At 72.2% G+C, this 25,883-nt stretch carries 25 protein-coding genes; 6 read left to right on the forward strand and 19 right to left on the reverse strand.

The genetic code is table 11. The features are described 5' to 3' along the window. Window positions 1-325: 325 nt before the first annotated feature. Window positions 326-745, forward strand: a complete 420-nt coding sequence (locus AC6I72_RS11135; RefSeq protein ID WP_037852128.1) for a hypothetical protein — start codon at window positions 326-328, stop codon at window positions 743-745. A 63-nt stretch (window positions 746-808) separates the two neighbouring features. Here AC6I72_RS11135 and AC6I72_RS11140 read toward each other — a convergent pair whose 3' ends face one another. Beyond that, entirely contained in the window at window positions 809-1,900 is a 1,092-nt protein-coding gene (locus AC6I72_RS11140) for a bifunctional succinyldiaminopimelate transaminase/glutamate-prephenate aminotransferase (protein ID WP_498000637.1), read from the reverse strand. A gap of 107 nt (window positions 1,901-2,007) precedes the next feature. Continuing rightward, on the reverse strand, window positions 2,008-2,328 hold the full coding sequence (gene fdxA / locus AC6I72_RS11145) for a ferredoxin (RefSeq protein ID WP_360979057.1): 321 nt from the start codon (window positions 2,326-2,328) through the stop codon (window positions 2,008-2,010). 140 nt (window positions 2,329-2,468) lie between these two features. Between fdxA and AC6I72_RS11150 the strand changes: the two genes are divergently transcribed. Next, entirely contained in the window at window positions 2,469-3,521 is a 1,053-nt protein-coding gene (locus AC6I72_RS11150; RefSeq protein ID WP_498000638.1) for a GNAT family N-acetyltransferase, read from the forward strand. 17 nt (window positions 3,522-3,538) lie between these two features. Then, window positions 3,539-4,390: a transglutaminase family protein gene (locus tag AC6I72_RS11155; protein WP_498000639.1), complete on the forward strand. Its 852-nt coding sequence runs from the start codon at window positions 3,539-3,541 to the stop codon at window positions 4,388-4,390. 147 nt (window positions 4,391-4,537) lie between these two features. Here AC6I72_RS11155 and AC6I72_RS11160 read toward each other — a convergent pair whose 3' ends face one another. The 9 genes from AC6I72_RS11160 to AC6I72_RS11200 all read right to left on the reverse strand — a co-directional run bounded on the left by AC6I72_RS11160 (window position 4,538) and on the right by AC6I72_RS11200 (window position 13,889). After that, window positions 4,538-5,152 carry a response regulator gene (locus AC6I72_RS11160; RefSeq protein WP_498000640.1) on the reverse strand — a complete coding sequence of 205 codons (615 nt, stop codon included), beginning with the start codon at window positions 5,150-5,152 and terminating at the stop codon, window positions 4,538-4,540. Then, window positions 5,149-6,339 (reverse strand): sensor histidine kinase, encoded by a 1,191-nt coding sequence (locus AC6I72_RS11165; protein WP_498004649.1) that lies wholly within the window; start codon window positions 6,337-6,339, stop codon window positions 5,149-5,151. The genes AC6I72_RS11160 and AC6I72_RS11165 overlap by 4 nt, the downstream gene beginning before the upstream one ends. A gap of 5 nt (window positions 6,340-6,344) precedes the next feature. Next, a complete protein-coding gene (locus tag AC6I72_RS11170) occupies window positions 6,345-7,085 on the reverse strand; it encodes an ABC transporter permease (RefSeq protein WP_037852146.1) in 741 nt (246 codons plus the stop codon). Then, window positions 7,082-8,011, reverse strand: a complete 930-nt coding sequence (locus tag AC6I72_RS11175; RefSeq protein WP_498000641.1) for an ABC transporter ATP-binding protein — start codon at window positions 8,009-8,011, stop codon at window positions 7,082-7,084. Before AC6I72_RS11175 ends, AC6I72_RS11170 begins: the two co-directional genes overlap by 4 nt. Before the next feature lie 236 nt (window positions 8,012-8,247). Beyond that, complete coding sequence (locus AC6I72_RS11180; RefSeq protein WP_498000642.1) at window positions 8,248-10,752, reverse strand: hypothetical protein; 2,505 nt, start codon at window positions 10,750-10,752, stop codon at window positions 8,248-8,250. Between the two features lie 197 nt (window positions 10,753-10,949). Further along, window positions 10,950-11,387, reverse strand: a complete 438-nt coding sequence (locus tag AC6I72_RS11185; RefSeq protein ID WP_498000643.1) for a DUF6113 family protein — start codon at window positions 11,385-11,387, stop codon at window positions 10,950-10,952. Further along, entirely contained in the window at window positions 11,384-12,289 is a 906-nt protein-coding gene (mshB, locus tag AC6I72_RS11190; RefSeq protein WP_498000644.1) for an N-acetyl-1-D-myo-inositol-2-amino-2-deoxy-alpha-D-glucopyranoside deacetylase, read from the reverse strand. Before mshB ends, AC6I72_RS11185 begins: the two co-directional genes overlap by 4 nt. 73 nt (window positions 12,290-12,362) lie before the next feature. Continuing rightward, window positions 12,363-13,364: a hypothetical protein gene (locus AC6I72_RS11195; RefSeq protein ID WP_498000645.1), complete on the reverse strand. Its 1,002-nt coding sequence runs from the start codon at window positions 13,362-13,364 to the stop codon at window positions 12,363-12,365. 69 nt (window positions 13,365-13,433) lie between these two features. Next, window positions 13,434-13,889, reverse strand: coding sequence for an ATP-binding protein (locus tag AC6I72_RS11200; RefSeq protein WP_498004650.1), 456 nt, complete (start codon window positions 13,887-13,889; stop codon window positions 13,434-13,436). 132 nt (window positions 13,890-14,021) lie between these two features. Between AC6I72_RS11200 and AC6I72_RS11205 the strand changes: the two genes are divergently transcribed. Together AC6I72_RS11205 and AC6I72_RS11210 are read left to right on the forward strand one after the other, a co-directional pair. After that, on the forward strand, window positions 14,022-14,885 hold the full coding sequence (locus AC6I72_RS11205; RefSeq protein ID WP_498000646.1) for a helix-turn-helix domain-containing protein: 864 nt from the start codon (window positions 14,022-14,024) through the stop codon (window positions 14,883-14,885). After that, a complete protein-coding gene (locus tag AC6I72_RS11210; RefSeq protein WP_498000647.1) occupies window positions 14,882-15,157 on the forward strand; it encodes a DUF397 domain-containing protein in 276 nt (91 codons plus the stop codon). Before AC6I72_RS11205 ends, AC6I72_RS11210 begins: the two co-directional genes overlap by 4 nt. 59 nt (window positions 15,158-15,216) lie before the next feature. Here the strand turns inward: AC6I72_RS11210 and AC6I72_RS11215 are convergent, their stop codons facing one another. Continuing rightward, window positions 15,217-15,411: an SH2 domain-containing protein gene (locus AC6I72_RS11215; protein WP_037852162.1), complete on the reverse strand. Its 195-nt coding sequence runs from the start codon at window positions 15,409-15,411 to the stop codon at window positions 15,217-15,219. 186 nt (window positions 15,412-15,597) lie between these two features. Between AC6I72_RS11215 and AC6I72_RS11220 the strand changes: the two genes are divergently transcribed. Next, window positions 15,598-17,733: a S9 family peptidase gene (locus AC6I72_RS11220; RefSeq protein ID WP_498000648.1), complete on the forward strand. Its 2,136-nt coding sequence runs from the start codon at window positions 15,598-15,600 to the stop codon at window positions 17,731-17,733. A gap of 197 nt (window positions 17,734-17,930) precedes the next feature. Here AC6I72_RS11220 and AC6I72_RS11225 read toward each other — a convergent pair whose 3' ends face one another. From AC6I72_RS11225 to AC6I72_RS11255, 7 genes are all read right to left on the reverse strand, one after another. Further along, window positions 17,931-18,953, reverse strand: coding sequence for an ABC transporter ATP-binding protein (locus AC6I72_RS11225; protein ID WP_498000649.1), 1,023 nt, complete (start codon window positions 18,951-18,953; stop codon window positions 17,931-17,933). Continuing rightward, entirely contained in the window at window positions 18,946-19,920 is a 975-nt protein-coding gene (locus tag AC6I72_RS11230) for an ABC transporter ATP-binding protein (protein ID WP_498000650.1), read from the reverse strand. Before AC6I72_RS11230 ends, AC6I72_RS11225 begins: the two co-directional genes overlap by 8 nt. 7 nt (window positions 19,921-19,927) lie before the next feature. After that, complete coding sequence (locus AC6I72_RS11235; RefSeq protein WP_498000651.1) at window positions 19,928-20,932, reverse strand: ABC transporter permease; 1,005 nt, start codon at window positions 20,930-20,932, stop codon at window positions 19,928-19,930. Then, entirely contained in the window at window positions 20,925-21,848 is a 924-nt protein-coding gene (locus tag AC6I72_RS11240; protein WP_498000652.1) for an ABC transporter permease, read from the reverse strand. Before AC6I72_RS11240 ends, AC6I72_RS11235 begins: the two co-directional genes overlap by 8 nt. Window positions 21,849-21,854: 6 nt before the next feature. After that, entirely contained in the window at window positions 21,855-23,477 is a 1,623-nt protein-coding gene (locus AC6I72_RS11245) for a peptide ABC transporter substrate-binding protein (RefSeq protein WP_498000653.1), read from the reverse strand. A gap of 200 nt (window positions 23,478-23,677) precedes the next feature. Continuing rightward, window positions 23,678-24,826 carry an ABC transporter ATP-binding protein gene (locus tag AC6I72_RS11250; protein WP_498000654.1) on the reverse strand — a complete coding sequence of 383 codons (1,149 nt, stop codon included), beginning with the start codon at window positions 24,824-24,826 and terminating at the stop codon, window positions 23,678-23,680. Then, entirely contained in the window at window positions 24,819-25,877 is a 1,059-nt protein-coding gene (locus AC6I72_RS11255) for an ABC transporter ATP-binding protein (protein WP_498000655.1), read from the reverse strand. Before AC6I72_RS11255 ends, AC6I72_RS11250 begins: the two co-directional genes overlap by 8 nt. Window positions 25,878-25,883: the final 6 nt, after the last annotated feature.

Genomic DNA, 25,883 nt, shown 5'->3' on the forward strand with positions numbered 1-25,883 from the left:
TCTTCACCCGCCGGGGTGGCGCGGCCGGGTGGGCGCGGCGGTGTGCGCAGGTTTTCGCGCCGTCACCCGGCTGTGCGCCAAAACCCTTGGAATCACAGTGCTGTAAGGATTCAGCAGGCTTTCCACGCGGTTGCCCTTTGCCCGTTTTTATCCACAGCAGATTATGCGACGCATTGCCAACTCTTTACGTTGCCCCGCCGCAACCTTCGCGGGCTTCGAGCGGTAGTCACTGCGTCCGGGCCGGGCCACCGACGGCCCCACGGCTTCCGGTGAAGTACCGGGCCCGGTCGGACACTTCAAGGTTCTCTCCCGTCGAAGGAGCAACATGTCCCTCCCTCTGACCCGCCGGATCGCCCGTGCCGCGCTGCTCGTCGCCGCCGGGGCGGCTGCCGGGGTCGGTGCGGCCGGCTCCGCCGGTGCTGCGCCCCAGCTGCCGGCCACCCCGAACCTGGGCGGGCTGACCGCCCTGGACACGGCGAGCGTCGGCAACACCGCGGACGGTGCGGCGCAGCACGTCACCGGGGTCGCGGGCGACACCGGCAGCAAGGCGCTCAAGCAGGCCGTGCCGGCCGCGGGCAAGACCGGCGGCAAGCTGGTGAAGCAGACCACGCCGGTGGCGCAGAAGACGGCGGGCGACACGGCGGGCACCGCGGCCGGTCTCCTCGGTGACACCGCGAAGACGGCGACGAAGGGCGGCCTGCCGACGCAGGGCCTGCCGGTCCAGGGCCTGCCGCTGGGCGGCTGACCTCCGCCGGTACGACGCGACGGGGCCCGGGGATCTCCCCGGGCCCCGTCGGCGCGTGTGCGGTCAGAGCCGGGCCACGGCCGCCGCGATCCGTTCGTCCGTGGCCGTGAGGGCGACGCGGACGAAGCGGTCGCCGGCCGGGCCGTAGAAGTCGCCGGGGGCGACCAGGATGCCGAGGGCGGCCAGGTGGGCCACCGTGTCCCAGCAGGACTCGCCGCGCGTCGCCCACAGGTAGAGGCTGGCCTCGCTGTGCTCGATGGTGAAGCCGTGGGCGAGCAGCGCCTGGCGCAGGGCGGTGCGGCGGGCCGCGTAGCGCTCGCGCTGCTCGCGCACGTGCGTGTCGTCGCCCAGCGCCGCCACGACCGCCGCCTGCGTCGGCGCCGAGGTCATCATGCCGCCGTGCTTGCGGATCTCCAGCAGCGGGCCGAGGACGGCCGGGTCACCGGCGAGGAACGCGGCGCGGTAGCCGGCCAGGTTGGAGCGCTTGGAGAGCGAGTGGACGGCGACGATCCCGTCGTAGGAGCCGCCGTTCACGTCGGGGTGCAGGACGGAGACCGGGTCCGCCTCCCAGCCCAGTTCGAGGTAGCACTCGTCGGAGACGACCAGGACGCCGTGCTCGCGGGCCCAGGCGACGATCCGGGTCAGCTCCTCCTTGCCGAGGACCTTGCCGGTCGGGTTGGACGGCGAGTTCAGCCACAGCAGCTTCAGCCGCGCCGGGTCCAGCTCCGTGGGGTCGTCGTAGGCCACGTACTCGGCGCGGGCCAGCCGGGCGCCCACCTCGTAGGTCGGGTAGGCCAGGCGCGGGAAGGCGACCGTGTCGCCGGGGCCGAGGCCGAGCTGCGTGGGGAGCCAGGCGACCAGTTCCTTGGAGCCGACGATCGGCAGGACGTGGCGGTGGGTGACCCCGCGCGCCCCGAGCCGGCGCTCGACCCAGCCGGTGATCGCGTCGCGCATCTCGGGCGTGCCCCACACCGTCGGGTAGCCCGGCGAGTCGGCCGCCGCGACCAGCGCCTTCTGGATCAGCTCGGGGACCGGGTCGACGGGGGTGCCGACCGAGAGGTCGACGATGCCGTCCGGGTGGGCTGCGGCCGTCTTCTTGTACGGCTCCAGCTTGTCCCAGGGGAAGGTGGGGAGTCGGTCGGAGACTGCGGACACGGGTTCTGGCTCACTTTCTGGTACGGAAAACGCCTCGGTCCCGTACGGCTGCCGACGCGCGGGGCGGTCAGGCCGTACGGGACCGAGGCGGCGGGGCCACCGGACGGTTACTCGCCCTGCGGCGGCAGCGCGGAGATGACCGGGTGGTCGCGCTCGATCAGCCCGAGCTTGCTGGCGCCGCCGGGAGAGCCCAGCTCGTCGAAGAACTCCACATTGGCCTTGTAGTAGTCCTTCCACTCCTCCGGAGTGTCGTCCTCGTAGAAGATCGCCTCGACCGGGCAGACCGGCTCACAGGCACCACAGTCGACGCATTCGTCCGGGTGGATGTACAAGGACCGCTGGCCCTCGTAGATGCAGTCGACCGGGCACTCCTCGATGCACGCCTTGTCCTTGACGTCGACACAAGGCTGCGCGATGACGTAGGTCACGCTGTCGTTCCTCCTCGATAGGGCGCTGGCGGGCCTCCACAGGCTCCGCCGCCTGGCGCGCGGGAGCGCGGCGTCGTCGATGCCCGCACCTAGTATCTCCGTTCCGGGGCATGATCCATACAGGAGGGGTGAACTGACCTGTGGAAATCTGGGCGGCAGGACGGCTTGAGGTCCGCATCACCGCTGCTGACGTGGGCAAACGGGTCTCCGTGCGGCGCTCGGCCGAACCGCGGGGAACGGGTGAGAAGTTCACCGACACGGTCGGTGTTCTCACATCATGGGACAATGGTGTGCTGCTGATCACACGAAAGGACGGCGAAACCGTCCGGATCGCGGAATCCGCACTGGTGGCCGGGAAGGTCGTGCCCGCCGCGCCGGCCCGCCGCCGGGGCCCCGCCGCCACCTACCCCGAACTCGCGCGTGTCGCCGCGCGCGCCTGGCAGCCGGTGGAGAGCGAGCGGCTCGGCGGGTGGGAGCTGCGGGCGGCCTCCGGCTTCACCCGCCGGGCCAACTCCGTCCTGCCCCTCGGCGACCCCGGCCTCCCGCTCGACGCGGCGCTGGAGGCCGTACGACGCTGGTACGGGGAGCGCGGCCTGCCCGCGTACGTCCAGACCGCCACCGGCGGCGAGGGCACGCAGGAGCAGCTGTGCGCGGAGCTGGAGCGGCGCGGCTGGACCCGTGAGGTGACCGCCGAGCTGTGGACCGGTGCGCTCGCGCCGGTCGCGGACCGGGCGGAGGGCGGCTCCGGCGGGCCGTCCGGGGCCGTGCTGTCCCGCACGGCCGACGAGGCGTGGCTCGCCCGGTACCAGCGCAAGGGGGTGAGCGAGGTGGCCCTGAGAGTCCTGGCGGCAGGGCCCTCGGTGTGGTTCGCGTCCGTCCCGGGCGCGGCCGCCGGGGCGCCGCCCGCCGCGATCGGGCGGTGCGTCGTGGACGGACGGTGGGCCTCGTTCGCCGCCGTCGAGGTGGACCCGGCGCGGCGGCGCCAGGGGCTGGCCTCCACCGTGCTGGCCGCGCTCGCCCGGCAGGCCCTCGACGAGGGCGCCTCGGCCGCCTGGCTCCAGGTGGAGACGGACAACACCGCGGCGCGTGCGTTGTACGCCGGTCTGGGCTTCGCCACGCACCACACGTACCACCACTACCGCGAGCCGGGACCGGCGGCGGGGACGGGTCCGTCCGCGCCCGGCATCTCGTGAAAGGACACGGGCCCGCCATGCGCCACCCCAGTCCCCCACCGCCCGGCCGGTCGGCCGAGCTGCGCCGGCGCTTCGCCGACCAGGCGCGCGCGGAGCGGCCCGACCTGGCGGCGCTGTGCCTGCTGGTGGGCGCGGCGGGGGACGGGACGCTGGACGAGGCCGGCCTGGACGCGGCGCAACTGGAACTCGACCGGCTGGCCGGGCAACTGCCCTACCGGCCCGGCGGGCCCCTCGCGTGGGCGCGGGCGCTGCGTGAGCTGCTCGGCGAGCGGCACGGGTTCCGCGGCTCGGCCGCGGACTACGAGCGGCTGGACTCCTCCCTGCTGCACACGGTGCTGCGGCGGCGGCGCGGACTGCCGATCCTGCTGTCCGTGGTGTGGATGGAGGTCGCGCGACGGGCGGGAGCACCGGTGTACGGGGTGGCGCTGCCGGGCCACTTCGTGGTCGGCTTCGGCACGGCCGGGCAGCAGGTGCTCGCCGACCCGTTCGACGGGGGCCGGGTGCTGACCGGGGCGGACGCGGAGCTGCTGGTCACCGGGGCGACGGGGGCGCCGCTGGAGCCGTCGATGCTGGTGCCCGCGGAGCCGCTGGACCTCGTCATGCGGATCCTGAACAACATCCGGGCGTGGGCCGCCGCCCGGCCCGAACGGTCGGACGTGGCGCTGTGGGCGGTCGAGCTGTCCCTGCTGCTGCCCTCGCACCCGGCGCGGCTGCGGTACGAGCGGGCCCGGCTGCTGGTGGAGCGGGGCGACTTCGTCGAGGGGGCGAAGGCGCTGGAGGCCTACGCGGAGGTGGTGGGCGCGGTGGACGAGGGCGCCGGCCGGCGGGTGCGCGGAGAGGCGCTTGCCGCGCGGGCCCGGTTGAACTGAGACCGGCTGCCGGCGGCGGCTGCCGCGGGGTGCCCCGGTGCGGTCGGGGCGTGCCCGGACGGGCGGGTGCGGGTGCGCTGGGGCCGGCCGGCGCCCACGCGGCGAGGCCGCTGCCGGAACGCCCCGCGCCCCCAGGGGCGCGGCCGGTCAGAGCCAGCCCTTCTCCCGCGCGATGCGGACCGCCTCCGCCCTGTTCCTGACCGCCAGTTTCTGGATCGCGGTGGAGAGGTAGTTGCGGACCGTGCCCTGGGAGAGGTGGAGGGCGGTGGCCAGTTCGGCGTTGGTGGAACCGTCGGCGGCGGCGCGCAGGACCTCGCGTTCGCGGTCGGTCAGCGGGTTGGCGCCCTCCGCGAGGGCCGCGGCGGCGAGTGTGGGGTCGATGACCCGTTCGCCGGCGAGCACCTTGCGCACGGCCTCGGCGAGCTGGGCGGCCGGGGCGTCCTTGACGAGGAAGGCGTCGGCGCCCGCCTCCATGGCGCTGCGCAGGTAGCCGGGGCGGCCGAAGGTGGTGAGGACGACCAGCCGGACCGCGGGCAGTTCCTTGTGGAGCCGGGCCGCCGCCTCGATGCCGGTGCAGCCGGGCATCTCGATGTCCAGCAGGGCCACGTCGACGTCGTGGGCGTGCGCGGCGGCCACGACCTCGTCCCCGCGCGCCACCTGGGCGACGACCTCGATGTCGTCCTCCAGGCCGAGCAGTGCGGCCAGTGCCTCGCGGACCATCGACTGGTCCTCGGCGAGGAGAACCCTGATCGTGCTGCTCATGCCGGGGATCCTACGTGCCCCGGTGCGGCGGCCGGCACCCGGGCGACCAGCCGGAACCCGCGCCCGGACCGGCCCGCCTCCAGCATGCCGCCCGCCTTCTCCAGGCGCTCCTGGAGGCCGGTGAGGCCGTTGCCGGGCCCGGTGCCCGGGCCGCCGGGGCCGTCGTCCTCCACGGACAGTTCGAGCATCGGCCCGTCCAGGGTCTGGCGGCGCACGACCTCGACCGCGCAGCGCCGGGCGCCGCTGTGCCGTACGACGTTGGTGACGGCCTCGCGCAGCGCCCAGGCGAGCGCGGCCTCGCTCTCCTCGGGGACGCCGGTGAGGTCGGGCTCGGCGGGCAGTCGGGGGCTCACCCCGGCCGCCGTCAACGCGACCTGGGCACCGGCCAGTTCACCGGCCAGGCGGGGCCGCCGGTAGCCGGTGACGGCCTCCCGCACGTCGACCAGGGCCTGCCGGCTCACCTGCTCGATGTCGGCGACCTGCTGGGCGGCCTTGTCCGGGTGGGCGGGGAGCATCCGGCCGGCCAGCTCGCTCTTCAGCGTGATCAGGGAGAGCGAGTGGCCGAGCAGGTCGTGCAGGTCACGGGCGAGGCGCAGGCGCTCCTCGTTGGCGGCGAGCTGGGCGACGGTGGCGCGGGCCTGGCGCAGTTCGACCGTCGTGCGCACCAGCTGCCGTACGCCGCTCATCGCGAAGCCGACGAGCAGCACCAGCAGGACCATCGTCCACATGTCCCCCGCGCCGACGATCCGGCCGACGGCCAGCATCACCGCGGTGGTCAGCGGGATCGTCCAGTAGGCGACGCGCAGCGGGAACGCCGTGCCGCACACGACCGCGACGTACACGAACAGGCCGACCCACGCGCCGCCGAGGGTCAGGCTCAGCACCACCGCGAGGACCCCGAGGACGGCGACCAGGCAGAGGAGGACCCGCGGCGGGAAGGGCCGGCCCATGTTGCGGAAGATCAGCGCCAGGTAGGTCCCGGTGAAGGCGGCCAGGCCGGCCCAGCCGGCGGCGGTGGCCGCGGGCGTGTGCGTGCCCGCGGCCAGGTCGCGCACCGGCGAGCTGAGGAAGATCAGCCAGGGCAGGATCCACAGCAGCTTGCGCCAGGCCTCGCCCAGGTCGCGGGGCGGCTCCCCCATGCGCAGCAGCCGGTCCTGGCGGGCTTCCCCGATGCGGTCGTCCGTCATGGCGCTCACGCCTTCAGCGTGTCCTTCCGGTACAGCCAGGCCGCGCCGCCCGCGAACAGGGCGAAGAAGACGACCAGGATGGTGATGTCCTTGGCGTGCGGGGCCTGGCTCTGTTCGATGGCCTGCCCCAGAGCAGCGTACGCGTGCGTGGGCAGCCACTTCGCGATGTCCTGGAGCCACTGCGGGAAGGTGGTCGAGGGCATCCACAGGCCGCCGAGCAGCGACAGACCGAAGTAGACGATCATGGTGATCGGGCGGACCGCGTCACCGCTGGCGAGGTAGCCGATGGCAACCCCGAGCGCGGCGAAGACCAGGCTGCCGGCCCAGATCGCGCCGGTGAGGGCGAGCCACTGCCAGGCGTCGAGGCGGACCTGCTTGACGACGGCGGCGACCACGAAGACGACGACGATGGACGGCAGGCTCACCACGGCCGCGCTGGCGGTCTTCGCGAACACGTAGCCGCGCCCCGGCAGCGTGGTCAGCCGCAGCTGCCGCACCCAGCCGCTCTCGCGCTCCTTGGCGATGCGCTCGCTGTTGCCCATGAGCACGGCGGTCAGGGCGCCGAAGGAGGCCATGGAGACCATCATGTACGTCGGCAGGGTCAGGGCGGTGCCGTCGATCCTGGCGTCGCCGTCGGCCTGGCCGGCGATGATCAGGAACAGGATCGAGGGGTAGAGCACGGAGAAGAACAGGAACTTGCGGTTGCGCAGGGAGCGGGCGATCTCCAGCTTGATCAGGCTGTTCACGACTGCTTGGCCTCCTCGGCCTCGGTGATGGCGACGAACGCCTGCTCCAGACCGAGCCCGGCGACTTCGAGGTTGCGGGGGTAGACACCGAGCCCGTACAGGGCGTGGACGGTCGCGTCGGCGTCTGCGGACTGGATGCGGACGGTCTGGCCGCTGACGTCGAGGGAGGTCAGGAAGGGCAGGCCGCGCAGGGCGGACTCGTCGATGGCGCCCTCCAGGTCGAAGGCGATCCGCCGGGCGCCCGCCTTCGCCTTGATCTCGGCGGCGGTGCCGTCGGCCAGCAGCCTGCCCCGGTGCAGCACCAGCACCCGGTCGGCGATGGCGTCGGCCTCTTCCAGGTAGTGGGTGGCGAACAGGACCGTACGGCCCTGGTCGGCCTGCTCGCGCATGGTGGCCCAGAAGGCCTGGCGGGCGGAGACGTCCATGCCGGTGGTCGGCTCGTCCAGGACGATCAGGTCGCTGTCACCGGCGGTGGCGAGGGCGAAGCGGACGCGCTGGGCCTGGCCGCCGGAGAGCTTGTTGACCTTGCGGTCGGCGATCTGCGTGATCCCCGCCCGGGCCAGCACGTCGTCCGCCTTGTACGGCTTGGGGTGCAGGGCGCAGGCGAGCTTCACCAGTTCGGCGACGGTGACCTCGTCCATCAGTCCGCCGCTCTGCAGCATGGCACCCACGTGTCCGGCGACGATGGCCTCGCGCGGGCCGGTCCCGAAGACGGCGACGGATCCGCTGTCGGGGTTCTTGAGGCCGAGGAGCAGGTCGAGGGTGGTCGACTTGCCCGCGCCGTTCGGGCCGAGCAGCGCCACGGTCTCCCCCGGGTACAGGGCGAGGCTGAGCCCGTCCACGGCCCGTACGTTCCCGTAGCTCTTGGTCACCTGGTCGAACGCCACCACCGCGGTCGCGGTGGCGGTCTCCGCTGTCGTCGTCATGTCCCCATGGTCGCCGGGCGGCCGGGGCGGGCGGCAGTGTCGGCGGTCCTGACGACGGGATGACAGATGTCATGCGGGACGGGTGAGGGCGGGGCCGCGGGGCGCTGGACGCGGGGGCGCGGTGGAGGGGCGGGCCGGCGAACGGCCCGCACGGCGAAGGGGCCTTCGGTGCGCGGGTGCGCTCCGAAGGCCCCTTCGCCGTCGACGGGCGGTCCGCCGGCCGGGACCGGGGTCGATCAGTCGGGATTGGTGTCGATGATGCCGACCCGGTTGGTCCTGCTGACCAGGGCGGGCCGCAGGGCGGCGATCACGTCCTGGACCGTGACGGGCGTCTTCTGCCCGTTGCCCCGGGTGATCAGCACCCCGTCGAAGACACCGCCGTAGAGCTGCTTGAGCTTCTCCTGGTCGTAGTACTCGACGAGCTTGCCGTCGACCGCCTTGACCCCGAGGAACTTCCACAGCGACTTCTGCGGGCTCATCGGCAGGCCGTGCGCCGCGTCGGCCCGCACGGTCACCTTGGCCGACATCGCCGGCTCGGCGAACTGCTTCATCATCCGGTCGACCTCGGCGTCGGAGACCGTCGGCTGCCGGGTGGTGGTGGGGACCTGGACCGGCGCGGCCGTGCCCGTCTCCACCTGGGTGCGGTACGCCTGCTCGACCGCCTGCACGGAACGGGCGGCGTCGATGCCCTTGCCCGCCTTGCCGTACACGGCGACGGCCTTGCCCGGCTCGAACCGGATGGTGCCGTCGGTGGCCGAGCCGGCGCCGCCCGCCGCGCTCTGCAGCGCCGCCTGGAGCTTCTCCTCGTCGACCGGCATCTGCGGCTCGACCACCCGGTGGTTGCCGAACAGCGAGCCGATCACGGAGACGGGGTTGTAGTCGCTGCGCGCCGCCGCGCTCGCCGTCGCCTGGGTGTCGAGCTGGAGCCCCGCCTGGTCGGGCCGGAGACTGACGGTCCTGCCGTCGACCGACATCTTCAGCGGCTGCTTCTCACGCTTGCCGAAGGCGTCGTCGAGCTTCTTGACGGCGTCGTCGCGGCTGCCGCCGCCGATGTCCACGCCGAGCACGGTGGTGCCCTTGGGCACGTCGGAGTGGTTCATCAGCAGTCCGGCGCCGTAGGCGACGCCCGCGGCGACGACCACCAGGCCGCCGAGCAGCGCGACCTTGCTGCGGCCCTTCTTCTTGGGCGCCTTGGTGGCCTTGGCCGGCTTCCCCGCCGAACCGTTGCTCTGCCGACCCGGCTCGGACGAGGCGGGGGACGTGGACGATCCCGTACGGGGGCCGCCCGCGACCGGCCGGAACGGTGAGTCGGCCTCGCCGCCCGCGCGGCTGCCGCTGCCGTTCCCGGGGGACACGACGGGCATGCCGCTGGTGACGGTGTGTCCGGAGACGTTGTCCGGCCGGTGGGCGTGGCCGCCCGCGCCCGGCTCGGGAGCGGGCTTCTGCGGGGTGAGGATCGCGGTGTCGTCACTCAGACCGCCGCCGGGCAGGGCGGAGCCCGGGTGCGCGGAGCCCGGGTGCGCGGAGCCCTGGTGCGCGGTGGGCGCGCCGGGTGCCGCGGGCGTGCCGGGGACTCCCGCAGGGGTGCCGCCGTCGGGCAGCAGGGGGCCGTCGCCGGTCACCGGGCCGCCGGTCGGTCCGGCCGGGCCGGGCGAACCGCCCAGGCCGCCGGGGCCGCCGGGGACGCCCGCGCCGTCGAAACCGCCGAGGCCGCCGGGACCGCCGGGCCCCTCGGGTCCGCCCTGACCACCCTGGCCGTTCTGGCCGTTGCCGGTGAAGAACGGCAGGTCGTCGCGGCGCGGTTCGCCGCCGGGACGGGAGCCACCGGACAACGGTCCCGCGGCCAGCGCCTCGGTGACGTCGAAGGAACCGGTGCCGCCGCCGTGGCCCGGCGCGACCGGGCCGCCGGTGGCGCCGGGCAGGCCGGAGCCCTTGCCGCCGCCGGAGCGGGAGGCTCCGCCGGGCGCCCGCATGGCGCCGACGACACCGCCGGGGCGGGATGCGGCACCCGGCCGCGAGCCGCCGGAACCGTTCACGCCGGAGGATGCCGCCCCGGAGGGACCCGTACCGGAGGGTCCGGAGGCGGACGATCCGGTGCCGGAGCCGCGGGAGGACCCCGCACCGTTCACGGAGGCGCCGCCCGCGTCCGAACCGCCCGGGAGTCCGGCACCGTTGGTGGCGCCGCCGCCCTGACCGCCCTTGCCCGCGGAGGACTTGCGGGGCGCGAACCAGTCGCTGGTCGCCTTCTCCTCGGCGGGGGCGGCGGATTCGGCGCCGGACGGCGCGCTGCCGCCGCCGGAGGGCGCCGGGGCGCCGCCCGAGGGCCGTACGTCACCGCGGACGTCGTCGCGGCGTGGGCCGCCGTCGCCGGCGCTCCCGGCAAGGCCGGTCACGTCGCTGCCGTCGCCCGGCCGGGCCCCGTGGACGGCCGGCCGGTCACCGGTCCCCGCGGACCTCTCGGCCGTCCCGGTCCGGCTGCCGGACTGCTCGGCCTCGCCGCCCTCGGCGACGGTCTTGCGGACGACCACCGGCGGAATCGGCCGGGATCCGGGGATGTTGATCCGGATCCGGGTCGTCAGCGTGGTCTCGGTCTTGCGTTCCTCCGGCTGCGTGGCCGAACGGCCCGCCGCCGCACCGTCGTCGGAGGGCGCCGGCACACCGTACGGCGGGGTCCCCGAAGGATAGGCGGCTCCTCCGCGCCCGCTGGGCCCGGAGGACGGAGTGTCAGTTTCACGACTCAAGGCAGGTTCTCCCGGTTGGCTCCGCCGCCCGTCACGACCTCACTCGCGTGGGGGTCCCCCCTGCACGAGCGCAGTCGAGCGTTTGGGGGAAGCTCGGCGGCGCGCACCACCATACTGGCCACTTCAGGCCCTCATCCCGGGACCGCCGGGGAAACCCGCACCGGACCCGCACGGGGACTTGGGGAAGAAGTAGTACGTCACTCGCCAAGTCGGGCTTCGCGGCCTTCCGGTTGCCTCCCACCGCCCCAGGTGGCGCAGATCACAGCCACGGCCATGCCGCCGAGCAGGAAGAGGTAGGAGCCGCCGCCCGCGGCGAAGAAGAAGTCGCCCTCGGGGCGGCTGGCGGTGAGCAGCATGACGGCGACGAGCCAGCCGGCCGCGCCCGCCACGGCCGCGCCGCGGCCGCGCATGGCCCGCGCACCGCCGAGGAAGAGGCCCGCGGATCCGGCGAGGGCGAGGAGCAGCCCGCCGGGGAACCAGGCGGCCTGGACCAGCGCCCCGGCGATGCCGACCACCGCGCCGAGCACGAACAGCCCCAGGTAAGCGGCGGCCCGCCCGGCGGAGGGCGGCTTGAGGGGCTGCGCCAGCATGGAACCGCCGCCGCTCTGCGCGGGCCGGCGTCCGGACGTACTCATCGGGCTGCCGCCCCTTCCTCGGTCCCCGCGAACAGATCGCTCTCGGCACCGTCGGCACCGCCGGCGCCCGCCTCGCCGCGTACCAGCTCGTAGTACTCGGTGGTGAAGAGGGGCTGCGCGAGCTGGTTGGAGAGCGCGAAGTACGGTTCGGCCACCTCGATCTGGGTGGCGTGGGCGCGCATGGCGGCGGCCTTGGCGGCGGCGTGGGCGGGGCCGCCCTCGATCCGCGCGGTGATGCGCTCGTCGTCGACGACACCGGGGACGTCGTCGAGGGTGGCGGCCTTGGCGAAGGGCAGGCCGGGCAGCTCCTGGCCGAGCCGCGCGAAGGCGGCCTCGGCGACGGAACGCGGCACCCGGTTCCAGTACGCCTTCGCGATCCGCCAGGGCGCGCCGAGGTCGGGCCGTACGGCGGGGTCGGCGGCCAGGTCGAACGCGCGCATGGCGACGCGGTGGGCCTGGATGTGGTCGGGGTGGCCGTAGCCGCCGTTGTCGTCGTAGGTGACGAGGACCTGCGGACGGACCTCGCGGATCACGGCTACGAGGTGTTCGGCGGCCGCGTCGACACCGGCCTGCCAGAAGCAGTCCGGGGCGTCGTTGTCGGCCAGGCCCATCATCCCGGAGTCCTGGTACCGTCCGGCGCCGCCGAGCAGCCGGAAGTCCGTGACCCCGAGTTCTCCCATGGCGGCGGCCAGCTCCCGCCGCCGGTACGCGCCGAGCGCGGCCCCGCCCAGGTGCCGCAGCCCGTCCGGGATGACCTCACCCCGCTCCCCCAGCGTGCAGGTCACCAGCGTCACCAGCGCGCCCTCGGCCGCGTAGCGTGCCATGGTCGCGCCGTTGTTGATCGACTCGTCGTCGGGGTGCGCGTGCACCAGCAGCAGACGCCGATCGGGCAGTTCCGTCATGCCTCCACCCTACGAGGCACAGGACGCGGCACCGGCCCAGGCCCGCCCCGCCCCACGCCTCCTGCAGACTCCGCTACTCGAAGATCTGTTCGGCAACCGGCACGGTCACGGCACGGGTGAGCCAGCGCCGCAGCAGCTCGGGATCGTCACAGGCGCTGACCCGCTCACGAACCGCGCCGGACACGCCGAGCCCGCGGGTCTCCAGGACGAGGAGGATGTCCTCGGCGGCTTTCCGGACAAGACTCTCCGCCCGGACTTCGTCCTGGACCTGCGCGCGTACTTCGTCCTGTACCTGCGCACGGACTTCATCCTGTACCTGCGCACGGACTTCATCCTGGACCTGCGCGCGGACTTCATCCTGGACCTGCGCGCGGACTTCCGCACGGACTTCTTCGGCGAGGTACGACTTGTAGAAGGAGAGGTCCACGGCCACCAGGTTCCTCCAGATCTCTGCGGCCCGGCGACTGCTGCCCAGGCCTTGTGCGGTGAATTCGATGATCGGGCCGGCGAACGTTTCGGGCACGCCCCGCAGAGCAGCGGACAGGGCTTTCAGTATCCCATCGACGGCCGGTTCTTTCGCGTGGGTGATGACGGACAGCGTGGCCAGTGCCAGATCCTCACGGGCTTCGGCCGGGTCGGTGATCACAGGCATGTTGTGGGGCCCGGCCACCAGGGGGTGCAGCGTGAGGGCGGGCCACTGCCGGGGCCCGATGGCCACCGGCCGGGAGGCCCACTCGGCTGTGGCCCGGTCCTGGCAGACGACGAGCAGCAAGGGCGGGACCTTGTACTTCGTGTAGAGGTAGGCCAGGTAGTACGCCCAGCTGGCGGGCTTGTCCGGGTCCTTCCCACGCTGCGCTTCCACGGCCACCAGGAGCGACTCGTCGTCGTTCGAGTCGAAACGCAAAAGCGTGTCGACCCGGCGCTCGACGGGCTGGATCTCGGTGAGATCGCCCGGCAGAACCGCCATGGATGTGGGCTGGACGAACGGAAGACCCAGGACCTTGGAAACTCCGGCGAACAAGCCGGGGTACTCCTGGAAGATGCGGTGCATCGCCTCGTGGGACGAGTTGACCATGCGGTTCCTTGCTCGCTCTTTCAATACGGGATTCTTGTCACTTCGGAAACGTGAGAACAGGAGTTCTGGTTACGCCACGCTCAGTTCCGCCCAGACCGTCTTGCGCGGGAAGCGGCCCTCTGCGACGCCCCAGCGGTCGGCAAGGGCGTCGACCAGCAGCAGGCCGCGGCCGGACTCTGCCACGGGACCCTGGTCGGACTCGGGCTCTGGCAGCACCGGCTGCCGGTCGCCCCGCGTGTCGGTCACCTCGATGCGCAGCGTGCGCCCGACGACGTAGAGCGTGAGGCGGAAGCTGCGGCCGGGCAGGCGGCCGTGCGTGGCCGCGTTCGCCGCCAGCTCCGCCACGACGTGCCGCGCCGCCTCGCAGGGAGTGCCGGCGATGCCCCACTCACGGAGCTGGTCGGCCGCGAGCAGCCGGGCCAGGCGGGCGCCTCGCGGCGTGGAGGACAGCAGGACGCTGAAGTGGCGCACGGAAGCGTCCAGTTGGTTGCGGGGCGCGGCGATTTCCTGATTCACGTCACTCAGCGTGGCCACTCCGCCTTACTGTGGGAAGTGATCGGCCTGTTGCGTAGGGTGACTGTCCGGCTCTTGTCCAGTGCTGTCCGCACTGTCGCCGGCGTTCCCACGGGTGAGAGAGCGGCACCAGGAGGGACGCGGATGTCAGTGGACGATGTGGTGGAGGAGACGGACGAGCCGGGCTGGGAGGTGGACCCGGACGACGACTGGGCACTCGCCGTGGTGGCCACGGTGGGACGCCAGTTGCGGCTCCGCCGGGAAGCGGCGGGCATGCGCGCGGGCGAGTTCGCGGAGGCCGTCGGATACAGCGAGGACCTCGTCTACAAGATCGAGTCCGGCAAACGGATCCCCCGCCCCGAGTACCTCGACATGGCGGACAAGGTCCTGAACGCCGACGGCCTCATCTCGGCGATGAAGGAGGACGTGAAGAAGGTCCGGTACCCGAAGAAGGTGCGGGATCTTGCTCAGATGGAGGCGCGGGCGGTGGAGCTTCAGCTCTACGATCCGCTGCACATCCACGGGTTGCTGCAGACTCCCGAGTACGCGCGCGCCCTCCTGTCGATGCGGCGGCCCGCGTACTCGCTGGAAGAGGTGGAGCGGTTCATCACGGCACGTGTGGCCCGGACAGCGATCTTCGAACGGGACCCGGCGCCTGAACTCAGCTTCGTCTTGGAGGAGTGGACACTTCGGCGTCCGCTGGGAGGCAAGACAGTCCTGCACGCCCAGCTCGGGCACTTGCTTGAGGTAGGTCAGCTGCGAAGCGTCGAGCTGCAGGTGCTGCCGTTGGATCTCGAAGGGCACGCCGGAGTGGACGGCGGGATCGAAGTCCTGAAGTTCCAGGACGGCTCAGCAATCGGGCGCTCCCAAGTGGTGGCCGGCGGCCGCCCGGTCTCCGACCCCAGGCAGCTTCGTATCCTTGAGCTGCGCTATGGCATCATCCGAGCGCAGGCCCTCACGCCCCGTGAGTCGATGGCCTTCATCGAGCAACTGCTGGGGGAGACATGACCGCCACCACCACGTCCCTGGACGGCTCGGGCCTGGCGTGGTTCAAGAGCAGCTACAGCAGCGGCGCCGAAGGCGACTCCTGCGTAGAAGTCGCGCTGGACTGGTTCAAGAGCAGCTACAGCAGCAGCAGCGAGGGCGACTCCTGCGTAGAGATCGCCACCGACCCCACCACCATCCACGTCCGCGACTCGAAGTACACCGGTCGCGGCCCCCGGCTGGCCTTCGGGCCGTCCGCCTGGGCGGACTTCGTCCCGTACGCGTCCGGAGTGTGACGTCGTGAGGCTCGTCCAGCCAGGTCGGCGAGCCTCACGCTTCCGATGTCCGCGCCGCCTCAGAACTTCAGGCTGCCGATCATCCCCGCCACGTTCTTGGTCAGTTCGCTGATCGTCGGGGCGACCGTCGAAGAGGCCAGGTAGAAGCCGAGGAGGACGCACACGACCGCGTGACCTCCCTTCAGCCCCGACTTCTTGATCAGCAAGAAGACGATGATCGCCAGCAGCACCACCGCCGAAATCGAGAGTGCCACGGCGGCTCACCTCCAAAGATCCCAGGACGCGGGGGGTGTCGGGGGGTCGGACTATGGGGGCAGATAAATCCACGCAACGGTCAGCAGGTTCATACCCACTATGCGCTAACGATCATAACTATCCGCACGCGCGCATCGCTCGGCGCACGGCCGCACAAGGGGGCGCATGGCCAATATGGTCTTGGTATGACGACCGAGCCTGTCTCCTTCCCCCGGCAGCACGCACGCACCCAGCGGTTCACGCTCGGCGCACCGCGCGCCTTCACCGTCGCACCCGACGCCTCCCGTGTCGTTTTCCTGCGCTCCGACTCCGGTACGGACCGGGCCAGTTCACTGCGGGTCCTCGACCTGGCCGAACGCCGGGAGCGCGTGGCCGCGGACCCGCGCGCCCTCCTCGGCGGCGCCCTGGAGAACCTCTCGCCCGAGGAACGCGCGCGCCGCGAGCGCACCCGTGAGGGCGGTGCGGGCATCGTGGGCTATGCCACCGACAGCGCCGTGGAGTTGGCGTCCTTCGCCTTGTCAGGCCGGCTGTTCACGGCCGAGCTGCGGGCGGGCACGGCACGTGAACTGCTTGTATCCGGGCCGGTGATCGACCCGCGCCCCTCCCCGGACGGGCGGCACATCGCCTACGTCGCCGCCGGCGCGCTGCGGGTGGTCGGCGCCGAGGGCGACGGCGACCGGGCGCTCGCCGAGCCCGAGTCCGGCACCGTCACCTACGGCCTCGCGGAGTTCATCGCGGCCGAGGAGATGCACCGCTACCGGGGCTTTTGGTGGGCACCGCAGTCGGACCGGCTGCTCGTGGCGCGTGCGGACGACGCACCGGTGCAACAGTGGTGGATCTCCGATCCGGCGCGGCCCGAGCGGGAACCCCGACAGGTCCGGTACCCGGCCGCGGGCACGCCCAACGCCGACGTACGGTTGTTCGTGATCGGCCTGGACGGGGCGCGCACGGAGGTCTCCTGGGACCGTGCCCGCTACCCGTACCTGGCGAGTGTGCACTGGTCAGCGGCGGGTGCGCCGCTGCTCCTGGTGCAGGCGCGGGATCAGCGCAGCCAGCTGTACCTGGCCGTGGACGCGGAATCGGGCGCGACCCGCATGGTGCACGCGGACGAAGATCTAGATTGGCTTGATCTTTTCCCCGGTGTGCCGTGCTGGAGCCCCTCCGGGCAGCTCGTGCGCCTGGCGGACGAGGGGGGCGCGCGGGTCCTGGCGGTCGGCGAACGCCCGCTGACCGGCGCTCAGTTGCACGTCCGGGCGGTACTCGACGTCGCGGAGGGCGATGTCCTCGTCTCCGCCTCCGCGGGCGAGGAGGCCACCGCGGCGGAGATCGGCGAGACGCACGTGTACCGGGTCAACGAGCTGGGCGTGGAGCGCGTCAGCCAGGAGCCCGGCGTGCACACGGCCGTGCGTGCGGGCGACGTGACCGTGCTGGTGTCGGCGACCCTGGACCGGCCGGGGTCGCGGGTGCGGGTGCTGCGGGCCGGCGAGGAGGTGGCGTTCATCGCCTCGCACGCCGAGGTGCCCGGCATCACCCCGCGCGTGACCCTCACCGAGGGGGGCGCACGCCGAATTCCGTGCGCCGTGCTTATGCCTACGGACTACCCCCGTGACACAGCCACGGCCGCCCCCCTGCCCGTCCTCCTCGACCCCTACGGCGGCCCGCACGGCCCCCGGGTGCTGGCCGCGCACAACGCGTACCTCACCTCCCAGTGGTTCGCCGACCAGGGCTTCGCCGTGGTCGTCGCCGACGGCCGCGGCACCCCGGGCCGCTCGCCCGCCTGGGAGAAGGCGGTCCACCACGACTTCACCGTCACCCTGGACGACCAGATCGAGGCGCTCCAGGACCTCGCCAAGACCCATCCGCTCGACCTCGGCCGGGTGGCGATCCGGGGCTGGTCCTACGGCGGTTACCTCTCCGCCCTCGCCGTGCTGCGCCGCCCGGACGTCTTCCACGCGGGCATCGCCGGCGCCCCGGTCACCGACTGGCGTCTCTACGACACCCACTACACCGAGCGGTACCTGGGCGACCCGGCCGCGGACCCGGGGCCGTACGAGCGGTCCTCCCTCGTCACCGAGGACGGCGCCCTGTCCGCACCCGCCGCGCCGCACCGCCCGCTGATGATCGTGCACGGTCTGGCCGACGACAACGTGGTGGTCGCGCACGCCCTGCGGCTCTCCTCCGCGCTGCTCGCCGCCGGCCGGCCGCACGAGGTGCTGCCGCTGTCGGGAGTCACCCACATGACCCCGCAGGAACAGGTCGCGGAGAACCTGCTGCTGCTTCAGGTGGACTTCCTCAAGCGGTCACTCGGCCTCGGCGGCTGAGCCGGCACGGCGACGGCCCGGACACGGCGACCGGCCGGGACACGCCGGCGGGCCGGGACACGCCGGCGGGCCGGGTGCGCACCGCTCCCCCGCAGGGGGCGGGGCGCACCCGGCCCGCGAACGGCACCCGCACGGCCGTACCGCCTCATCCTGCCGTCCGCGCGTATCGGCCCCGTTTCCTCGGCGTTGCCCGCGTGTCAGCGCACGGTCTTCCGCTCCGCCGCGAAGTGGCAGGCCGAGTCGTGGGCGGCCGGGCCGGGCGTGTGGCGGAACTCGGCGGGGACGGCCAGCAGCGGCACCTCCCGCGCGCAGCGCTCGCGGGCCTTGAAGCAGCGGGTGCGGAAACGGCAGCCGGAGGGGATGTCCGCCGGGGACGGCACGTCACCGGTGAGGATGATCCGCTCGCGGCGCTCGCGGGCCTCCGGGTCCGGCACCGGGACCGCCGACAGCAGCGCCTGCGTGTACGGGTGCGTCGCGTGGTCGTAGATCTGCTCGTCCGTGCCGGTCTCCACGATCCGGCCCAGATACATGACCGCGACCCGGTCGGAGATGTGCCGGACGATCGACAGGTCGTGGGCGATGAAGACATAGGAGAGGTCGAACTCCGCCTGGAGCCGTTCCATCAGGTTGATCACCTGGGCCTGCACGGAGACGTCGAGGGCGGAGACCGGCTCGTCGGCGACGATGACCTCCGGGCGCAGGGCGAGGCCGCGGGCGATGCCGATGCGCTGGCGCTGACCGCCGGAGAACTGGTGCGGGTAGCGGTTGACGTACTCGGGGTTGAGACCGACGACGTCCAGCAGCTCCTGCACCTTGCGGCGCCGGTCGCCCTTCGGGGCCACCTCGGGATGGATGTCGAAGGGCTCACCGATGATGTCGCCGACCGTCATCCTCGGGTTGAGCGAGGTGTACGGGTCCTGGAACACCATCTGGACGTTGCGGCGGACCGCCTTCAGCGCACGCCCGGACAGCTTGGTGACGTCCTCGCCGCGGTAGCGGATCTGCCCGGCCGTGGGCCGTTCCAGGTGGCAGAGCAGCTTGGCCACCGTGGACTTGCCGCAGCCGGACTCGCCCACGATGCCCAGGGTCTCGCCGCGGCCGAGGGTGAAGTCGACGCCGTCGACCGCCCTGACGGCGCCGATCTGCTTCCTGAAGAGGATGCCCCGGGTGAGCGGATAGTGCTTGACCAGCCCCACGGCCTCCAGCAGCGGCTCAGCCATCCAGGCACTCCCTCCAGAAGTGGCAGGCGGAACCGCGCTGTTCGTCCACCCGGTACAGCGGTGGCACGTCCGTGCGGCACACGTCCCGGGCCATCGGGCAGCGCGGGTGGAAGGCGCAGCCGGAGGGGATACGCGTGAGGTTGGGCGGCAGGCCCTTGATGGCGTACAGCTCGCGGCCCTTGTGGTCCAGGCGCGGGATGGAGTCCAGCAGGCCCTTCGTGTAGGGGTGCGCGGGCGCCTTGTACAGGTCGTGGACGGGGGCGGTCTCCACGATCCGGCCCGCGTACATCACCGCGATCCGGTCGGCGACGTCGGCCACCACGCCCAGGTCGTGGGTGATCAGGACGAGTCCCATGTCGTACTCGCGCTGCAGTTCCGCGAGCAGGTCCATCACCTGGGCCTGGACCGTCACGTCGAGGGCCGTGGTCGGCTCGTCGGCGATGATCAGGTCCGGTTCCAGGGCCAGCGCCATGGCGATCATGATGCGCTGGCGCATGCCGCCGGAGAACTGGTGCGGGTAGTCGCGCACGCGCTGGGCGGCGGCCGGGATGCGCACCCGGTCCATCAGCTCGACCGCCCTGGCCCGCGCGTCCCTGCGGGACATCCCCCGGTGCACGGTGAACATCTCGCCGAGCTGGTCGCCGACGGTGAGCACGGGGTTGAGGGCGGACAGCGCGTCCTGGAAGATCATCGCGATCCCGGCGCCCCGGATCCGCCGCCGCTCGTCCTCCGGCAGTTTCAGCAGGTCCCGGCCGCGGAAGAGTACCTCCCCGCCGGTGATGCGGCCGGGCGGCATGTCGAGGATGCCCATGACGGCCTGCGCGGTGACGGACTTGCCGGAGCCGGACTCTCCGAGCACGGCGAGGGTCTGGCCCGCGTCCACCTCGTAGGTGACGCCGTTGACGGCGTGGGCGACGCCGTCACGGGTGCGGAACTCCACGTGCAGGCCGCGGACTTCGAGCAGCATCGCGCCGTCACCTCAGCTTGGGGTCGAGGGCGTCGCGGACCGCGTCGCCGAGCATGATGAAGGCCAGCACGGTGACGGCCAGGGCGCCGGCGGGCCACAGCAGTGCGTGCGGGGCGTTGCGGACGTAGGGCGAGGCGGCGGAGATCTGGATGCCCCAGGACACGCTCGGCGGTTTCAGCCCGACCCCCAGGTAGGACAGGGTGGCCTCCAGGGCGATGTACGTGCCGAGGGCGATGGTGGCGACCACGATCACGGGGGCGACGGCGTTGGGCGCGATGTGGCGCAGCAGGATCCGGGTGTCGGAGGCGCCGAGGGCGCGGGCGGCCTGCACGTAGTCGTGCTGTCCGGCGGTGATGACGGAGCCGCGGGCGATGCGGTAGATCTGCGGCCAGCCGAGCAGCACGATGAACCCGACGACGGGCCAGACGGTGTTGCTGGTGACCACGGACAGCAGGACCAGGCCGCCGAGGACGACGGGGATGGCGAAGAAGATGTCGGTGACGCGGGAGAGGACCGCGTCCCAGGCCCCGCCGAAGTAGCCGCCGAGGGCGCCGAGGACGGAGCCGAGGACGGCGACGCCGAGGGTGGCGCAGACACCGACGGTGACGGAGGCGCGGGCGCCGTGCACGGTGCGGGTGTAGACGTCGCAGCCCTGGCCGTCGAATCCGAAGGGGTGGCCGGGCGAGGAGCCGTCCTGGGCCCGGGCCAGGTCGCAGGACAGGGGGTTGCCGGGGGCGATCAGGGAAGGCCTGATCGCGATGACGATCAGGAAGCAGATCACCAGCGCGGAGAGCAGGAAGACGGGGTTGCGGCGCAGGTCGCGCCAGGCGTCGGACCACAGCGAGCGGGGCCGCTCCCCCGGGCCCGCGCCGTCGGCCGCCCCGCCCGGCCCCGGTACCAGGGTGCTCGCCTCGCTCGCCGCGAGGTCCATCCCGCCGCCCGTCCCGGTCCCCGCGACGGCGCCCTCGGGCTCGTGGGGCTGCGGCTGCGGCTGCGGCGGCTGCTCAGGCATAGCGGATCCTCGGGTCGAGTACGGCGTACAGCAGGTCCACGAGCAGGTTGGCGACGAGGAAGACCAGCACGAGGACGGTGACGAAGCCGACGACGGTCTGCGTGTTCTGCCGCAGGATGCCCTGGTAGAGCTGGTAGCCCACGCCGTGGATGTTGAAGATGCGCTCGGTGACGATGGCGCCGCCCATCAGCGCGCCGATGTCGGTGCCGATGAAGGTGACCACGGGGATGAGGGAGTTGCGCAGCAGGTGCCGTACGACGACGCGGCGGCGGGGCAGGCCCTTGGCGACGGCGGTGCGGACGTAGTCGGCGCGCCGGTTCTCGGCGATGGAGGTGCGGGTCAGCCGGGTGACGTAGGCGAGGGAGACGGAGGCGAGGACCAGACCGGGCACGATCAGTTCGTCGAAGGAGGCCTCCGGCGGGACGGACGGGCGGATCCAGCCCCATGTGACGCCCAGCAGCAGTTGCAGCAGCAGGCCGGTGACGAAGGTGGGCACGGAGATGACGACGAGGGTGAGCAGCAGGACGGTGGTGTCGACGGGCCGGCCGCGCCGCAGCCCGGTCACCACGCCCAGGGTGATGCCGATGACGATCTCCAGGACGATCGCGACGATGGTGAGCCGGATGGTCACCGGGAAGGCGGCGCCCATCAGTTCGGTGACGGGCTGGCCGTTGAAGGCGGTGCCGAAGTCGCCGGTGAAGACGTTGGCCATGTAGGTCGCGTACTGCTGCCACAGCGGCTTGTCGAGGCCGAACTCCCGCTTGAGCTGGGTGGCGGTGGCGGTGTCGCAGGCGCGTTCGCCGCACAGCCCGGCGACGGGGTCGCCCATCACGTTGACCATGACGAAGATGAGCAGGGTGGCCCCGATGAAGACGGGGATCATCTGGAGCAGGCGTCTGACGACGTAGCGTCCCATGGCGGGTCAGCCGACCTTGATCTCGTTGTAGACGGGCACGCTGAACGGGTTGAGGGCCACGTGGTGCAGCCGCTCCGAGTAGCCGGCGCTGCCGTTCTGGTACCAGAGCGGGATGGCCGCCATGTTGTCGCGGACGACACCCTCGGCCTGCTGGAAGAGCCGGATGGCCTGCGCCTTGCCGGTCTCCGCGTTGGCCCGGTCGACGAGGCGGTCGAACTGCTGGTTCGACCACTTGCCGTCGTTGGAGGAGGCGTCGGTGTAGTACAGCGGCTGGAGGAAGTTCTGGATGAGCGGGTAGTCCATCTGCCAGCCGGCCCGGAAGGGGCCCCGCATGCGGTGCCCGGAGATCTGGTTGCGGAAGTCGGCGAAGGTGCCGACCGGGTTGCCGACGCACGCGCGGTCGTTGCCGAGCGCGTTGTTGATGGAGTTGCACACCGCGTCCACCCACTCCTTGTGCGAGCCCGTGTCCGCGTTGTACGTGATCCGCACCTGGCCGCCGGGCAGCCCGCCGCCCTCCTCGACCAGCCTCCTGGCCTCGGCGGGGTCGTACGCGCAGGCCCTGCCGCACAGCCCGGCCCGGAAGCCGCCGGCCGTGCCGAGCACCGGTGAGGTCCAGTCGGTGGCGGGGGTACGGGTGCCGCGGAAGAGGGTCTTGGTGATCTGCTCCCGGTTGATGGCCATGGACAGGCCGGTGCGGACCTTGCGGGCGCCGTCGGTGTTCCACGCCTTGTCGTAGAACGGGAAGGCGAGGGTCTGGATGATGCCGGCCGGGGTGTTGATGTAGCGGCCGTCCAGGTCCTTGGTGACGTTCTTGAGCTGGCTGGCGGGGATGTCGTCGGCCAGGTCGAGGTTGCCGGCCAGGACGTCGGTGTACGCGGTGTTGCTGTCGGTGTAGACGAGCAGGGTCACGCCCTCGTTGAGCGCCTTGTCCGGGCCCGGGTAGCGGTCCCGCTTCTTCAGGTACATCTGCGCGCCCTTGGTGTAGGACTCGATGGTGTACGGGCCGTTGCCGACGGGCTTGGCGAGCCAGGCCGTGTGGTCGGTGAAGAAGGACCGGGGCAGCGGGGCGAAGGCGACGTAGCCGAGGGTGTCGGGGAAGGTGGAGAACTTCTGGTTGAGCCGGACGGTGAAGGTCCGCGGGCCGGTGACCTTCAGCCCGCTCAGCGTGTCGGCGCTCTGTGTGCCGCTGACGGGGTGGACCTTGTCGTAGCCGTCGATGTACCCGAAGAAGTACGCGTTCTTCTGGTTGTTCTTCAGGCTCGCGCCGTAGTTCCAGGCGTCGACGAAGGACCGCGCGGTGACGGGTTCTCCGTTGCTGAACGTCCAGCCGGGCCTGACGGTGATCGTGTAGTTCTGCGAGTCGGCCGTCTCGATCCGCTCGGCGAGCATGTTCTCGGCCTTGCCGGTGCGCGGGTTGTACCGCTTCAGTCCGCGGAAGACCATGTCGAGGACCTTGCCGCCCTGCACCTCGTTGGTGTTGGCGGGCTCCAGCGGGTTCTGCGGGTCGCCCCAGGAGGAGCTGAGGACGCCGGCCCCGGCACCCGTCGTGCTGCCGCACCCCGCGGCCAGCGGCAGCGAGGCCGCCGCCAGTGCCGCACCGGCCCACCGCACGCGGGTGCCTCCACGCATGGGCGCCTCCTCGGGTACGGGACGGGGCACGGTCCGGCCGACGGCTCGCCCACATATCAGCACATAAGCCGCATATATCCCGTACGCCTCACCGGCGACGGCCCCACTCCAGCCGTATGCACGCCCGCCGGACCCGCGAACGCCGATGCCCGGCACCCTGGTGGGGGTGCCGGGCATCGGCGGTGGTGCCGCGGTGGGGACTACGCCGCGTGGACGACGTCCTTCTCCTCGGCGAAGTGGCAGGCCGACTCGTGCGCCGCCGGGGTGTCCGAGGCCTTGAAGCGCTCGGGGATCGCCAGCAGCGGGACCTCCTCGGCGCACTTGTCCTGGGCCTTCCAGCAGCGGGTGCGGAAGCGGCAGCCCGAGGGCGGGTTGGCCGGGGAGGGCACGTCACCGGTGAGGATGATCCGCTCGCGGTGGTCGCGGGCGTCCGGGTCCGGCACCGGGACCGCCGACAGCAGCGCCTGCGTGTAGGGGTGCGTCGGGTGGTCGTAGATCTGCTCGTCCGTGCCGATCTCGGCCATCTTGCCCAGGTACATCACGCCCACGCGGTCCGAGATGTGCCGGACGATCGACAGGTCGTGCGCGATGAAGATGTACGACAGGTTGAACTCGTCCTGCAGCCGCTCCATCAGGTTGATGACCTGCGCCTGCACCGACACGTCGAGCGCGGAGACCGGCTCGTCGCAGATGATCACCTCGGGGTTGAGCGCGAGGCCGCGGGCGATGCCGATGCGCTGGCGCTGGCCGCCGGAGAACTGGTGCGGGTAGCGGTTGATGTACTCGGGGTTGAGACCGACGACGTCCAGCAGTTCCTGCACCTTGCGGCGCCGGTCGCCCTTCGGGGCCACCTCGGGGTGGATGTCGAAGGGCTCACCGATGATGTCGCCGACCGTCATCCTCGGGTTGAGCGAGGTGTACGGGTCCTGGAACACCATCTGGATGTTGCGGCGGACCGCCTTCAGCGCACGCCCGGACAGCTTGGTGATGTCCTGGCCCTTGTAGAAGATCTCGCCCGCGGTCGCCCGCTCCAGGTTCATCAGGAGCTTGGCCACCGTGGACTTGCCGCAGCCGGACTCGCCCACGATGCCCAGGGTCTCGCCCTGGTACAGGTCGAAGGAGACGCCGTCGACGGCCTTGACCGCGCCGACCTGCTTCTTGAACAAGATGCCCTGGGTGAGCGGGAAGTGCTTCACCAGGCCGCGCACCTGGAGGATCGGCTCGCCGCGCTGGACGGGCGCCTCCAGGGCGTCGACCGCCTCGTCCTCGGTGCCCGCCTTGACGACGTCCACCTCGGAGACGTTCGGCGTGGCGTCCTGCTGCTCGCCGTTCTTGCTCGGCTCAGCCATGGATCGTCTCCTTCCAGAAGTGGCACGCCGAGGCGCGGCCCGGCAGCTCGCCGCCGTCGCGCTCGGTGACCGCCAGCAGCTCCGGGATCTCCGTACGGCAGATGTCCTGAGCCTTGGGGCAGCGCGGGTTGAAAGCGCAGCCGGTCGGTACGCGCAGCAGGTTGGGCGGCAGGCCCTTGATCGCGTACAGCTCCTGGCCCTTCTGGTCCAGGCGCGGGATCGAGTCCAGCAGACCCCGCGTGTACGGGTGCGCCGGGCGCTTGTACAGCTCGTGCACGGGCGCCTGCTCCACGATGCGGCCCGCGTACATCACCGCGATCTTGTCCGCGACGTCGGCGACGACGCCGAGGTCGTGGGTGATCAGGATCAGACCCATGTTGTACTCGCGCTGCAGCTCCGCGAGCAGGTCCATCACCTGGGCCTGGACCGTCACGTCGAGGGCCGTGGTCGGCTCGTCGGCGATGATCAGGTCCGGTTCCAGGGCCAGCGCCATGGCGATCATGATGCGCTGGCGCATACCGCCCGAGAACTGGTGCGGGTAGTCGCTGACGCGCGCCGCGGCGGCCGGGATCTTGACCCGGTCCATCAGGTCGATCGCCTTGGCCCTGGCGTCCTTCTTGGACAGGCCCTGGTGGACGCGGAACATCTCGCCGAGCTGGTAGCCGACGGTCAGCACCGGGTTCAGCGAGGACAGCGCGTCCTGGAAGATCATCGCGATCCGGCGGCCGCGGATCTTGCGGCGCTCCTCGGCGGACATGGTCAGCATGTCCTGCCCGCGGAAGCGGATCTCGCCCTGGGGGATCTTCGCCGGCGGCATGTCCAGGATGCCCATGATCGCCTGCGCGGTCACGGACTTGCCGGAGCCGGACTCGCCGAGCACGGCGAGCGTCTCACCGGCGCTGACGCTGTAGTTGACGCCGTTGACGGCCCGCACGACACCCTCGCGGGTGTGGAACTCGACGTGCAGGTCGCGCACGTCGAGCAGTGGCCCGCCGTCCGCCCCGCCGTCGCGGGGCGACGGCACGGGGGTGACTTCTTCGATGGTGGTCACGTACGC

This window comes from Streptomyces sp. Xyl84 (assembly GCF_059731885.1).